Origin of the sequence: Carbonatibacter coralli (genome assembly GCF_039592655.1) — a bacterium.
GTDB classification, from domain to species: Bacteria; Pseudomonadota; Alphaproteobacteria; order Kiloniellales; family Kiloniellaceae; genus Carbonatibacter; species Carbonatibacter coralli.
Genome location: NZ_JBBUTJ010000001.1, coordinates 946,864 through 960,355 on the forward strand (window position 1 = coordinate 946,864; position 13,492 = coordinate 960,355).

Annotated in this window: 11 protein-coding genes; all 11 read right to left on the bottom strand. The window is 56.8% G+C overall.

Translation table 11 applies throughout. The features are described from left to right. Nucleotides 1–6: 6 nt before the first annotated feature. The 11 genes from AAAH10_RS04365 to AAAH10_RS04415 all read right to left on the bottom strand — a co-directional run bounded on the left by AAAH10_RS04365 (nt 7) and on the right by AAAH10_RS04415 (nt 13,422). Complete coding sequence (locus AAAH10_RS04365) at nt 7–915, bottom strand: ABC transporter permease subunit (RefSeq protein WP_343560898.1); 909 nt, start codon at nt 913–915, stop codon at nt 7–9. Beyond that, nucleotides 915–1,835, bottom strand: coding sequence for an oligopeptide ABC transporter permease OppB (gene oppB, locus AAAH10_RS04370; protein ID WP_343560901.1), 921 nt, complete (start codon nt 1,833–1,835; stop codon nt 915–917). Before oppB ends, AAAH10_RS04365 begins: the two co-directional genes overlap by 1 nt. 70 nt (nt 1,836–1,905) lie before the next feature. Next, a complete protein-coding gene (locus tag AAAH10_RS04375; protein WP_343560903.1) occupies nt 1,906–3,552 on the bottom strand; it encodes a peptide ABC transporter substrate-binding protein in 1,647 nt (548 codons plus the stop codon). 367 nt (nt 3,553–3,919) lie between these two features. Continuing rightward, nucleotides 3,920–5,659 (bottom strand): peptide ABC transporter substrate-binding protein, encoded by a 1,740-nt coding sequence (locus tag AAAH10_RS04380; RefSeq protein ID WP_343560905.1) that lies wholly within the window; start codon nt 5,657–5,659, stop codon nt 3,920–3,922. 314 nt (nt 5,660–5,973) lie between these two features. Beyond that, complete coding sequence (locus AAAH10_RS04385) at nt 5,974–6,615, bottom strand: hypothetical protein (protein ID WP_343560907.1); 642 nt, start codon at nt 6,613–6,615, stop codon at nt 5,974–5,976. A gap of 20 nt (nt 6,616–6,635) precedes the next feature. Continuing rightward, on the bottom strand, nt 6,636–7,808 hold the full coding sequence (locus AAAH10_RS04390; RefSeq protein ID WP_343560909.1) for a glycosyltransferase family protein: 1,173 nt from the start codon (nt 7,806–7,808) through the stop codon (nt 6,636–6,638). Next, the gene (locus AAAH10_RS04395) at nt 7,801–8,442 is read right to left on the bottom strand and encodes a histidine phosphatase family protein (protein WP_343560911.1); all 642 of its coding nucleotides are present in this window, start codon (nt 8,440–8,442) and stop codon (nt 7,801–7,803) included. Before AAAH10_RS04395 ends, AAAH10_RS04390 begins: the two co-directional genes overlap by 8 nt. Continuing rightward, a complete protein-coding gene (locus tag AAAH10_RS04400) occupies nt 8,439–9,644 on the bottom strand; it encodes a glycosyltransferase family protein (protein WP_343560913.1) in 1,206 nt (401 codons plus the stop codon). The genes AAAH10_RS04395 and AAAH10_RS04400 overlap by 4 nt, the downstream gene beginning before the upstream one ends. Next, on the bottom strand, nt 9,641–10,840 hold the full coding sequence (locus AAAH10_RS04405) for a glycosyltransferase family 4 protein (RefSeq protein WP_343560915.1): 1,200 nt from the start codon (nt 10,838–10,840) through the stop codon (nt 9,641–9,643). Before AAAH10_RS04405 ends, AAAH10_RS04400 begins: the two co-directional genes overlap by 4 nt. 8 nt (nt 10,841–10,848) lie before the next feature. Beyond that, complete coding sequence (locus AAAH10_RS04410; protein ID WP_343560917.1) at nt 10,849–12,075, bottom strand: glycosyltransferase family 4 protein; 1,227 nt, start codon at nt 12,073–12,075, stop codon at nt 10,849–10,851. A 21-nt stretch (nt 12,076–12,096) separates the two neighbouring features. Continuing rightward, nucleotides 12,097–13,422, bottom strand: coding sequence for a glycosyltransferase family protein (locus tag AAAH10_RS04415; protein WP_343560919.1), 1,326 nt, complete (start codon nt 13,420–13,422; stop codon nt 12,097–12,099). Nucleotides 13,423–13,492 lie beyond the last annotated feature (70 nt).

The window sequence follows — 13,492 nt, forward strand, 5'->3', positions numbered from 1 at the left end:
CCTCCTTTAGCGATCATGCGGGTCGAGCGCATCGCGCAGACCATCGCCAATGAAGTTGAAACAAAAGAGAATGAGCGCCAGCGCTGTTGCCGGGAACAGCAGGGTCCAGGGGGCTGATTCCATCTGTTGTGCCCCTTCGGAAATCAGGACACCCAGCGAAGTCATGGGCTCCTGCACCCCCAGTCCGAGGAAGGACAGGAAGGATTCAACCAGAATGACACCCGGAATTGTCAGGGTGACGTAGACAATCACCGGTCCCATGACATTGGGAATGATGTGTCGCCGGATAATACTGAAACTGCTGACACCTGTTGCCCTGGCTGCCTCGACAAACTCGCGGTTCTTGATGGAGAGGGTCTGACCACGCACGATACGGGCCATTGTCAGCCATTCGACAGCCCCGAGCGCAGCGAAAATCAGGAAGATATTCCGCCCGAAGATCACCATCAGCAGAATGACAAAAAACATGAAGGGCATGGAGTAAAGGATGTCCACGATGCGCATCATGATATGGTCGGTGCGCCCGCCGATGTACCCGGCAATGGCGCCATAGGTCACCCCGATCACGAGGGAAACAGCCGTCGCAATCAGGCCAACCATCATGGAGATGCGGATTCCGTAAAGCGTCCGCACAAAAAGATCGCGACCATTGGTGTCCGTGCCGAAATAGAACCCCGCCTCCCAGTCGGGCGGGGCCTGGATATAGTCCCAGTAAACCTCGTCAAAAAGGTGCGGATGCAGCCAGGGGCCCACAACAGCGACAACAACCATCACCGTGAGGATCACCATACTGGCAACAGCGGCCTTGTTGGTCAGCAGGCGGCGCCTGGCATCATCCCAGAGGCTCCGTCCCTGAATCTCTTCGCCTTCGCGCTGTTGCACAGCAGTCTCTTTGGAAAGTTGGTCCAGACTCATCAGCTCATCCTCACTTTCGGATCAAGCAGGCCATAGAGGATATCGACCAGCAGATTAAAGAGGATGATCAGCGAACCGTAGAAGATCACCACACCCATCACGAGCGTGTAGTCACGGTTGAGTGCCCCCTGGACAAAGTAACGACCAATTCCGGGGATACCGAAAATCTGCTCGACCACGACAGAACCTGTCAGAACGGCAGCCGAAGCCGGGCCCAGATAGGACACCACCGGCAAGAGCGCCGCCTTGAGCGCGTGCCGGGCAATCATCAACTGCTCGGGAAGTCCCTTGGCCCGGGCAGTCCGGACAAAGTTGGAGCGCAGGACCTCGATCATTGATCCCCGCGTCAAGCGCGCCACAATAGCGATCTGGGGAAGGGCAAGTGCAATGATCGGCAAGATGGCCTGCCGGTATCCGTCACCCCAGCCTCCGGCAGGAAGCCAGTTGAGATAGACACCAAAAACAAGGGTGAGAAGCGGAGCCATGACAAAATTGGGGATCGTGATGCCGGTCATGGCACCAGCCATAACGCTGTAGTCTGTCACAGTGTTCTGCCTGAGCGCGGCAATGGCTCCGAACAGGGTGCCCAGAACAAGCGCAAGAACGATGGCGCTCACTCCGAGGGTCAGGGAAACCGGGAAGCCATTGGTAATCAGCTCTGTCACGCTGAAATCCCGGTACTGGAAGGAAGGCCCGAAATCCCCCTGGAGAACTTTCCCGAGATAGAGGAGGTATTGCTCCCACAGGGGCTTGTCCAGATGGTAAACGGCGTTCAGGTTGGCCTCGACTTCGGGTGGAACGGACCGCTCCTTGTCAAAGGGGCCTCCGGGTGCTGAACGAATCAGAAAAAAGGCCAGGGTAACGATCACAAAAAGAGTCGGAATCGCCCCTGCCAAACGCTTGAGAATGTAGGTTGGCATCGCATTGTCCTGACGTATGAAAACTGCCCCGGAGCCAAAGCCCCGGAGCAGTCTTCATGCGGTTCAAAGGTTATTTTTCAATGGTGATGTATTGGGATCTGACGTGATCCATCACGTTGCCATGCCAACCCTTGACGTAGGGCTTTACCATGCGTTTTGTCACATAGTGGTAGATTGGTGCGACTGCATTGGCATCCAGGAAAATCTGTTCTGCCTCTGCCAGCAGCAGCTTGCGCTTGTCAAAGTCCTGCTCGAGACTCGCCTGCTTCATCAGGCTGTCAAATTTGGGATCGTCGAAACCGGTGTCATTCAAACCGGAATCAGACAGCCAGAGTTCCAGGAAGGTATTGGGGTCGTTGTAATCGCCAATCCAGCCTGCGCGGAAGGCCTGTGTGACCTCTTTCTGCTTGCGGGTTTCCAGATAGACTTTCCACTCCTCGTTCACGAGGTTGACCTTTGCACCCAGTGCTTTCTTCCACATGCTGGCGATCGCAATCGCAATTTTCTTGTGGTTGTCATTGGTGTTGTAGCGCAGCTCCACTTCCAGCGGATTGTCTTTTGAAAAGCCTGCCTCCTGATAGATTTTGTAGGCTTCAGCGTCGCGTGCCGCCTGATCCATATCCTTGAAATCAGCATAGACAGAGTCATAGCCGTTCACGCCGGGAACCACGAAAGCATAGGCGGGAACCTCACCCGCAGTCAGGATTTTCGAGGCCAGAATGTCACGGTTGATCGCCAGGGAGAAAGCCTTGCGCAGCTTGGGGTCGTTGAAGGGCGGCTTTGTCATGTTGAAGCCGTAGTAGTAGGTGCCGAGGTAGTTGGAAACCTCGAACTCATCCCCCAGATTTTCACGGATCCACCTGATCTGGTCGTTTGGAACCTCGTAGGTCCAGTCCAGTTCACCGGCACGATAGCGCTTCAGTTCGGACACGGCACTTTCAGTCGGATAGAAAACCACCTTGTCCAGCTTCACACTGCCGCTGTCCCAGTAGCTGTCGGACTTTTCGGCGACAATGCGGGATTGCGGTGTCCACTCAACCAGTTTGAAAGCTCCGTTCGAAATCATGTTTTCAGGGCGGGTCCACTGTTCGCCGTTGCCTTCAACGGTCCCCTTGTGAACCGGATAGGCCACAGAGTGCGTGAGCATGCCCAGCAGGTAGGGCGCAGGGCCTTCAAGCTGGACTTCCAGAGTCTTGTCATCCAGAGCCTTTGCACCAAGCTGGTCCAGATCCTTGATACCGCCACTGGCAATAGCCTGGGCATTCTTGATCGGGAACAGCAGGAAGGAGTATTCGGATCCTGTTGCCGGCGCCAACCCGCGCTGCCAGGCAAAGACAAAATCCCCTGCGGTTACCGGATCACCGTTGCTCCAGCGCGCATCATCCCTGATTTTGAAGGTGTATTTTGTTCCGTCCTCACTGACGGTCCAGCTTTCAGCCTGCCCCGGAATGATCGTTCCGTCAGCATGCTCGGCCGTCAGCCCCTCAAAAAGATCTCGCAGGATATGAGCCGAGGGAACCCCTTCGCTGATCTGCGGATCAAGGCTGCCAGGCTCCGCACCATTTCCGCGGTGGAAAACCATTTCTGCCGAAGCAGACGACACGACAGAAACGGAAGCAAGAGCCAAAGCTCCCATCCCGATCAGCGAGCGCCTGACGCCCCGAAGAAAACCCTTACGAGAAAAACACACCGAATCATTACGCAGTATTCCAGTCATAGCCAGAACCTCCCGTCTATTCGAATTGATTGTATTACAATTTGTTCCTGTTCAATTCTGCCGGTCCTGCAACCGAGGCCAGCAGTTTTTCTTGCTTCTTAACATTTCAAGCAAAACCCAATAACAGGCTTTTGTCCAGAGCAATAAAATTACCCGCGACACTTTTTGGCTGTCTGATCCAGCCTCCGGAGACCCCCTGTTCTTTCGATACAAAAGGGCCGTCTTTTGATCTTCTGATCACTTTTTTCACATCATCGCCTGTCACACTCCAAGGTTTTATTTTTGATTTATTGAGGTAAAAGCAATGACTTAGACACAGCAAAAACTCCGGGGACAGCTTTTGTCTCCAAGCAGGTCTCTTCCTTGTTCATTTCTCGACAGAGATGTACTGGGATCGCACGTGGTCCATCACATTTCCATGCCAGCCCCTGACGTAGGGCTTGATCAAATGGCGCGATTTCCCGTGTGTCATCGGTGCGACGGCATGGCTTTCCAGAAAGACACGCTCTGCATCAGCCAGCAGGGCCTTGCGTCTGTTCCGGTCAAGCTCCTGCCCCGCCCTTTCCAGCAACTTGTCAAAGCGCCGATCCGAAAAGCCGGTGTTGTTCAGCCCGGAAGACGAAGCCCAGAGTTCAAGAAAGGTGTTGGCATCATTGTAATCCCCAACCCAGCCCATCATGAAAACCTCGGTTTCCCTCTTGCGCTTGATGGTTTCCAGAAAGACCTTCCATTCCTCGTTCACCAGATTGACCTTTACGCCCAGCGCCTTCTTCCACATGCTCGCAATGGCAACGGCCAGCTTCTTTCCGTTTTCACTGGTGGTGTAGCGCAGCTCCACTTCCAGCGGATTGTCCCTGGAATAGCCCGCCTCCTGATAAAGCCCGTAGGCTTCCAGATCCCGTTGCGCCTGTTCCTGCTCTCTGAATTCGAGGAAAACCGGGTCGTAGTCGTTCACTCCGGGAACAACAAAGCTGTAGGCCGGTGCTGATTCCAGAATAATTTTCTCTGTCAGGATGTCCCTGTTGAGAGCGCGGGAGAAAGCCTCGCGCAGCTTTGCATTGTCAAAGGGCGGCCTGGTCATATTGAAGCCCAGATAAAAAACACTGAGAGAATTCGAGACCCTGAATTCATCCCCCAGATTTTCCCGAACCCACCGGATCTGGTCCAGCGGCACCCCGCCGGTCACATCCAGTTCCCCTGCCCGGTAGCGCTTGAGTTCGGACGCGGCATTTTCAATCGGATAATACAGAACCTTGTCCAGCTTCACCTCTTCACGATCCCAGTAATGGTCCGACTTCTTCAGAACAATGCGGGATTGCGGTGTCCATTCCACCAGTTCGAAGGCCCCGTTCGAAACCATGTTTTCGGGTCGGGTCCACTGCTCGCCATGACTTTCAACCGTTTTCCGGTGAACAGGATAGGCGACGGAGTGGTTGAGCATTCCCAGCAAATAGGGCACCGCACCTTCCAGATGGACCTCCAGCGTCTTGTTCCCGAGAGCCTTTGCCCCGAGGCGGGAAAGGTCCGTGATCTCGCCACTGGCAATGGCACGGGCATTTTTAATCGGGAACAGCAGGAAGGAATACTCGGACCCGGTCGCAGGCGCCAGCGCCCGCTGCCAGGCATAGACGAAATCCCCGGCAGTAACCGGATCGCCATTGCTCCAGAAAGCATCATTTCTGATTTTGAAGATATATCTGGTTCCGTCTTCATTGACGGTCCAGGCTTCTGCCTGCCCCGGAACGATCTCGCCCTTTGCGTCGGAGGCCGTCAGTCCTTCAAAGAGATCCCTGAGAATATTGGCCGAGGGCACTCCCTCGCTGATTTGCGGATCAAGACTGCCCGGCTCGGCCCCGTTCCCGCGGCGGAAAACCATTTCCCCGGCCGAGGCAGGGACCGAGGTCAGCGCCACAACCGCCCAGAGCACCAGCAAAACCAGAGTAAAAACCACCGCTGTCACCACAATGGACTGCAGGAATGCCTCCATAAAGCCAGCGAAAAACCTCGGGTCTCCGGCGACACTCCGGCCTGCGGGATCCCCGCCCATGCAGGAATCACCACTGTCCTGCCTGCCTTCATTCAGGCGTCTGTCATGAAGTGCTTCCATCCTGTCCCGCATCACCAAAGAGCATCCGATTTCTGCCTCAACCTCCAATTTGTCACGACAATTCATATGCGCCACCTCAATCAGAGTGAGTGCCTCTCAACTCCGCTCAGGCAAACGCATCCATCAGATTTTGTCCACGACTATAGAGTTACAGAATCGTCCCTTTTGGTTACAAAGCATGAGGCAAAAAATAGGGAAAAATATAATAAACTTTTGATATAGAACAATATTATGGAAGCAGCGCTCTGAAACAGAACGTTGCAGCCTGATCCGGGGCACAAGACAGTTAAAACAGCTTCGGGAGCCTGCGGCCTTCAGCTCTGCTCCTCATCCAGCCCGAGATCGCTCACGTTGGCCAGAGTGGTTGCATCCAGTTCCAGTTGAGCAGCTCTGGCCACCAGCAGGGCAAGACGAAGCAGGCCCTCAAAATTTTCAATGGATGACTCAAACGCCATTTTCAGCGGTTTTCCCTGTCCGTCACGTCGCCCTTCCAGCGTCAGCACCATAACTCCCTTGGCCCGATCGACAGGTTCGCTTTTCTGCTTCAAGGGCTTGCCGTAATAGCGCAAGGCCACGCGGCCAACATCGTCCCAGCGCAGCATCACGGCAGGCATGCTGCGGGATGCCACTCCATCAGCGGAAATGGCAAAGGAAGACTTGTGACGCTTGAAAGCATTGAGCCCGTAGATCGCAAAAAGCAGAAGAAGGCCGCCAAAAACAAGCAACCCCAACCAGTGCGCCGCAGTCAGGGACAGCAGAACGGCAGAGAACACCAGCCCGAAGGACGCCTTGGCATAGTCCCAGACAGCCTCGGAAGCCGGATAGCGTACAACGGCGGGTTCTCCCTCAAGTTCCGGGAAGGCTTTCAGAAGCTGTTCCCTTAGCGTCACCTGTTCCGAAGCCTCTGCCACAGGCTGCTGTTCCAGCCCTTCGTCCTTCAATTCGCTTTCCTGCATGATTCCGTCCCTGTCCCTGTTCAGCCCCTGTCCAGCAATTGCCCTATAATATGGGCCGACTCCCTGGCGCCATCCACCTTTAATGAAAGTCCGGGCACTCTTTTTCGTCTCTTCAGAGCTTCCAGCAGACTGTTTGCAGAGAGTTCCTTCTCTGAAACAACAGACAGGAGTCCGCGCTCTGCAAGCTTTTCAGCCCGGGTGGTCTGCTCACTCTGTGTATCGGCATGGAACGGGACGACAATAGCCTCTGTCTGCGCCTGGAGTGTCTCCATGATGGTGTTGTAGCCTGCCTGGGAAATGGAGAGCCTTGCCCTGCCCAGAAGTGTTGTAAAATCGGAGCGGTTCCGTTCGATCTCGACCCCTGCCGAAGCAGCCTTCGCGAAAGCGGCGAAGCTTTCTTCAGAAAGGTTTGGCCCGAGCAAAATGCGCCAGGGGCAGTTGTCCGGTTTGAAGTCATCGGGCAAATCCGGGTGACAGCTCAGCTCCAGAACCGCCGCGATCAGAGGCTCTGCAACCGCACCTCCTCCGGCAGACACCAGAACACCCTCGCGTCTGTCCTGCTCCACCGGACCCGAAACGGCCTCGGTTTCTGACAAAACATACCCTGTGTAGTGGAGCTTCTCCGGAATGTGAACGGCAAGGGGAAAGGACTCTTCCAGCCGGATAAAGGCAGGATCGCCATGCACCAGAACAGCATCGTATTCCCCTTGCACCTTCTCCAGAATCCATTCTCCCTTTCCAGGTGTCTTGTGTGTGGTCAGGACATCCCGGATGGATGAAATCACAAGCACTCCTGCATCCCTGGCTGCGGCAACCAGAGGATCGAGCTCGAACCGCATCTGCCGGCGACCAAAGGGAAACATCTCGGTCAGAAGGGCGGCCGGTCTGCAGTGCTCCAGAAGCTTCAGCAGCTGCGCCCGGCGCCCGGCACGAAAGGCCTCGTCCACCTCCTGCCCGTCTTCCCCGATCAGGACGCGGAAATTTTCACCCTCCACACGCACCGGCGGAAGCTGGATGAAATCCGCTCCTTCCGGCTCAAGCCCCGGTACAGGGAAGCCACCGCTGACAAAGGTAACCTTCAAGCCACTGGCGACAAGGGCGTTGCTCAGGGCAACAGCCCGTCTCAGATGCCCAATTCCCAGCAAGTGCTGCACATAGATGAGAACATCACTGTTCTGCTGCGGATTACTCACGGCTTTCCCTTTCCATCAGGGGAATGTTCAACCTGTCCGGCTCCAGCCTGACGCCCTGACCATCATAGCGCGACAGCCTGAAAAGATGCGCCGTGTCATTGTGAAGCTTCTCGGGCGGTTTTCCGACCATGTCCCAGCCTGTCGCAAGGGCATAGAGCGCCCGGAGAATACCCTTGTGAGCCACCAGGACACCCGGGGTTCCGACACGGGCCACCCTTTCCAGAAACGGCATGATCCGCCTTTGCACATCGCGGGGGCTTTCACCTTGCGGAGGACAGAAATCAAGCCCCAGACGTTCCATCCGGCGCATCTCCTCGCCCAGCCTTTCCCTGAGATCCGGCAAACGCTCGCCCTCCCAGCTGCCCCATGACATCTCCCTTGCAAGGGGTTCACTGCAGACAACGGGAACTTCAGGCAGCTTCGCACTCAGGATCATGGCTGTCTCGCTGGCCCGGGAAAGCGGACTTGCGAACCAGCTCCAGCTTTCAAGCGCGTGCCCGACTGTTGAAAGATCCCACTGGGCCACACGAACACGACCCGCCTCGGACAGGGGAATATCACTCTGTCCCTGCAAACGCTTTTCTGCATTCCAGACCGTGGGGCCATGGCGCAGAACCAGAAGTCTCACCGTCATCTCGCCCCGGCCCTGTCCAGAAGCTCCTGCAGCAGGCGAGCCGTTGTTTCCGCGCCGGAGGTGTTCAGCTCTTCCGGAGGTGTCTGCGGGACAGCAAGCGCCTGTTCCAGCGCGTCCAGAACGATCTTTCCGCTCAGGGTTTCCTCGTCCAGATTGATCAGGGCTCCGCTTTCTGCCAGCAGGGCCGCGCGCAGGGTCTGTTCCGTTTCAAGCCCTCCGGAGTAGGGAACAACAACCCGCGGGCATCCGGCACGCAGGGTTTCCATGATGGTGTTGTACCCGCCCTGTGACAGGGACACAGCACAGTGCTTCAGGAGAGAGGTAAAGTCCGCACGGGATCGCTCCACAACGACAGAAGCCCCCAGCTGTTCTGCAGTTTCAACAAAGGCCCGAAAACGCGCTTCGGGAAGGCTGTGCCCGACAAGGAGCCGCCAGTTTTTGCGTGCCAGAACCGACCCCTTCTGCCTCGCCAGCCGGCAGGCCTCCAGCGCTGCACTGACAAGGCGTTCACTCACAGCCCCGCCGCCTGTTGAAACAAGGACTTCATCCCTGCCATCAGAGGTGGTTGCCGCTTCATCAACCTTTTCGTCCACCACATAGCCTGTGTAGGACAGCCAGCTTTCAATTTCCCGGGCAGGCTCGAAGGTGCGATCGAAGGGGATCAGCTCCGGATCGCCGTGAATCAGAACGGAATCAAAGGACTCCCGGACAAGAGACAGCATTTCCTCCAGCCGTGAGGGCTTGGGAACCTTGACCAGAATATCACGGACAGACGAGACAATCAGCGGCCTGACCGCAGACGCCTTTGCGGCCTCCAGCAGGGGAAGAAGCTCAAAGCGCATCTGCCGGCGACCAAAGGGGTACATCTCCAGCAGGACCAGACGCGGCTGAAGCTGTTCGTAAAGCGCAAGCAACCGGGCTGTTCTGGCCTGTTTGAAAACCTCATCGGCTTCAAGCCCCTCCTCTGTCAGCAGCGCGGTGAAGTGAATCCCGTCCGCCTTGAGCGGAGGAAGCTGGAAGAAATCGGCCGTTCCCCAGTCCAGTCCGGGCACCTCCTGTCCCCCCGAGACGAAGGCCACCTTCAACCCCGCGCGCTCCATGGCACGCGTCAGCGTCGCAGCCCGTTTCTGATGGCCGATGCCCAGCAGATGCTGAACATAGAAAAAGACGTCAATCTTGCGGGGAGAATTGCTCTCGGTCATTCATCAGGCCTGTTTCGGGTTGGACTGTGCGCAAAATCAAACAGGGGGAGCCCCGGTGCAACATAATTCCGCCGTGCAGCCGTTAAAATCGCATCCAGACGCTGTGCTCCGACGGTCAGATCGTGATGCGACGCAATGCGCTGCCGTGCCGCTTCTGCATAGCCGCGACGCTTTGCCGGTGTCGTCAGCAGCAGCCGGACAGCAGAGGCAAATCCGGCAACATCCCCCTCTGTCGTCAGGATCCCGGTTGCATTGTCCGCAACCACAGAGGAAACCCCGCCTGCATTTCCGGCAACAACAGGCAGACCGGCGGCCTGGGCCTCCAGAAAGGCCATGCCAAAGGCCTCGCGGATTGCAGGCCAGACATAGAGGTCACAGGCCGAAAGGGTCTGGGCCAGCTCTGCCTGTTCAAGGCGCCCGGTAAAGACAACCTTGTCCTGTCCGGCCCAGCGAAAAGCCTCCTCGACATCGGAGCGGGCCTGTCCGTCGCCGATAACCAGCAGCTGCCATTGCAAGTCCGGCATTCCCCGCAAGGCAGCCGAGAGCGCCCGGTAGGATTCAAGCTTGTCACCGGGGCGCATCATCGCAACGCAGGCCATAATAGGGCGATCACTTCTGAGATTATAACGTCCGGTTATGGTTTTCCGGTTTTCCATAACCTGATCGGCAGCTCCGGAAAAAAGACCGGAGGGAATAAAGGGCGGCAGATGCCACGAGGGGACGTGATCGGGAATGCAGCCTGCATCATGAGGGTTCAGCGTCACAACACCCTCGACAAGGTTCAGGGCATCCAGAAGGGCCCAGTGGCTGTAGTCCCAGGGGCCGCCCACGCGTTTGTGGGCAACAGACGCTTCTGCCACGACATAGGGAATCTCGAGAGCCCGGCAGACATGCGGCCCAATCCAGTCCACCGCCTTGTAATAGAGATGATAGGTAAACCAGAGGTCAGGACGCTCGCTGTCCGGGCGGTTTTCCAGTCTGCGCACGTAACGTTCCGCCAGTTTCCGGCCGATCCTGTCCAGCCGTTTCTGACGAAGGACATCACCACCGGAATCACGGCTGCGCAGGGAGGCCGCCAGCTCAACCTCGTGACCGGCCTCTTCCATGGCACGAATCAGCAGGCGGGCAAGGTAGCGGTCACCAGAAGGATTGGCGTGATGCGGGGGTTTCAGAGGTGCATAGAAAGCAATCCGCATACCATCCCTTATCCATTAAAACGTTCCACCAGTCGGGCAATACCCCTGTCCATCGTGAACTCGGCACGCACCCGTTTCTGCCCTGCAGAACCCAGTCGGTTTCTCAGTTCCCGGGATCGCACCAGCCGTTCCAGCGCCCCGGCAAGACGCTCGGGATCCTCCGGCGGAACCATCAGACCTGTTTCCCCTTCGACCAGAAGCTCCGGGATGGCGGAGATTTCAGTCGCGAGACAGGCCAGTCCTTGACTTTGTGCTTCCATCAGAACATTCGGCAATCCGTCACGATCACCATCTTCCGTGATTCTGCTCGCCAAAACAAATATATCAGAAGATCGGTATTGCGCCAAAACTGTCTGTTGGGACTGTGCGCCCATCCAGTCAATCCTGTCCTGCAAACCCAGTTCTTCTGCCTGCGCCATCAGGCTTTTGCTCAGGCTTCCCCCGCCGATGTGAACAAAGCGCCAGTCGAGCTCTGCCGGCAGTTGCGCAAGGGCCTTGAGGATCAGATCATAACCCTTCTTCGGAACGGCGCGGCCGACCGACAGAATGACAACGGGCCCCTTGTCCGGCTGTTCCGCTCCGTCTGCCACAACAGCGGCCTGTTCCCTGTCGAAACGGTTGAAATCCAGACCGTGATAGACGAGATCAACCTTGTCCGGCTCCGCGGCCAGTCCCCGCAGATGATGGACGTTGAAAGAGGTGCAGGTGGCCAGCCACTGAATGTCATCCAGCTTTTCGCGCAGTTCCCACTCGGGGGAGGTCCAGATATCCTTGGCGTGGGCCGAGGCCGACCAGCGATGCCCTGTCATGAGAGAACAGTACCGCGCCACCGAAGAGGGCGTGTGCAGGAAATGGGAATAGATCCAGTCAACCCCGGAAGGAAGTTCTGCAGCCATCACACAGGCCTGCCCGAAGCGCCGAACACGATTGGGCGTGATATCCCGCCGAAGGTCCTTGAAAAAGGTCTTCAGGGCCTTTGAATAGCCGGGCAGACGACGGGCTTTCCACCAGCTTTTCAGCACGCGCAGGGGTTCCTGATAGAGATACTCCGGCAGATAGCTGACCGGTGCACGGATTTCCTGGTGGATCGGATGGGTGCTCTTGTCGGTTGGATGTCTCAGGGAGACCAGCCGCAAGTCAAAGCCCTGCCGTTCCAGCGCCAGCAGTTCCTGCGCGATAAAGGTTTCGGACAGGCGGGGATAGCCTTTGAGAACAACAGAGATTGTCTGGGACATAAAACCGGAAACTTCTTGAATTCAGGACATTCTGTGCTGACGCAGCGGTGTGATCTTTGCTTCAGTCACGCTGGAGCACTCTGTTCTGACTTCCCTGCGATGGCGAAACCATTTTTGTGCAAGGCGGATGACATTGCTCTGGCCGTCCAGAAGCCCTTCCACAAAGGCCTCCGAGGGCTTTGGCTGTTTTGAAAGATGATGAAGGGCTGACGCCATCTCCTGCGCCGGGGCATCCTCGTGGTATTCAAGCATGGTCAGCAGGCCCATATCCTGCGCCCGGCTGGCGCGGATAAACTGTTCCATCCGCGGAACCGTCCGCGGCACGATCAGCGCGCGCTTGTCAAAAGAAAGAACCTCGCAGAAGGTATTGTATCCCCCCATTCCGACAACGCCGACAGCGCCCTTGACCAGACTTTCCATCTGCGCATCAAAGGTCAGCGCCTCGACATTGTCCAGATTGCTGACCCGTCGCAGGAAATCGTACTGAAGTTCACTGCCCATGAAAGGACCGAGTACAATCAGCGCCGGATAGGGCAGCGTCTTGTCTTCCTCGTAGGCCCGCAAAACCCAGTCGATGATGTTTTCGCCATCTCCACCACCGCCAACGGTCACAAGAAGATAGGGTTCATCCTCGGCAATCTTCTCAAGCACGGGCTTCATGTCGCCGGCGCCCTCGCTGGTGCGGCGCAGATACCCCGTGTAGGACATCTTTTCCGTCACGCGCTCCGAAAGGGTGATCCCGTCAAGCGGATTGCAGACCTCCGGCAGGCCATAGACCCAGATATCGTCGTAGTATTCCTCCAGCGCCGGCGCCGTGTGCTTGCGCTCCCATTCCTGGGCCAGAAGCTCCGGATCATCCATGACATCGCGCAGACCCAGAATGCAGGGTGTGCCGCGTTTCTTGAGGAACTTGAGAGTATCCTCGACCTCACCGCGCAGACCGAGGGGTTCCTTGTCCACGATGAAGAGGTCAGGATCATAGAATTCTGCGGTGTGCAGGATGATTGAGGATCGAATCGCAAGGGTTTCCTCAATATCAATGTGCAGATTCAGGGAGGTGTAATCGCCATTGCGCAGCTTGATCACACCGGGGATCCGGACAAAATCCACACGGGAACGAAAGCCGAAAGACCCGATAATGGGAGAGCCTGACAGAATGATGACGGAAAGATCCGGATCAGCTTCTACAAGTGTGTGAGCGATTTCACGGCAGCGGCGCAGATGTCCCAACCCGAAGGAATCATGGCTGTAAATCAGGACGCGCGTACCGCGCTCTTTTTTGACATCACCCAACTGGCTTCTCCCCGCCCCTGCGGCTCTGAACTCTCGCCCGACGAAACGCTTCACTGAAGCAATTCTGACTGCACCGCTGTTCTGTCCGGTGCCTTTCACACTTCATCAGCCCGCCCCTTGCGAC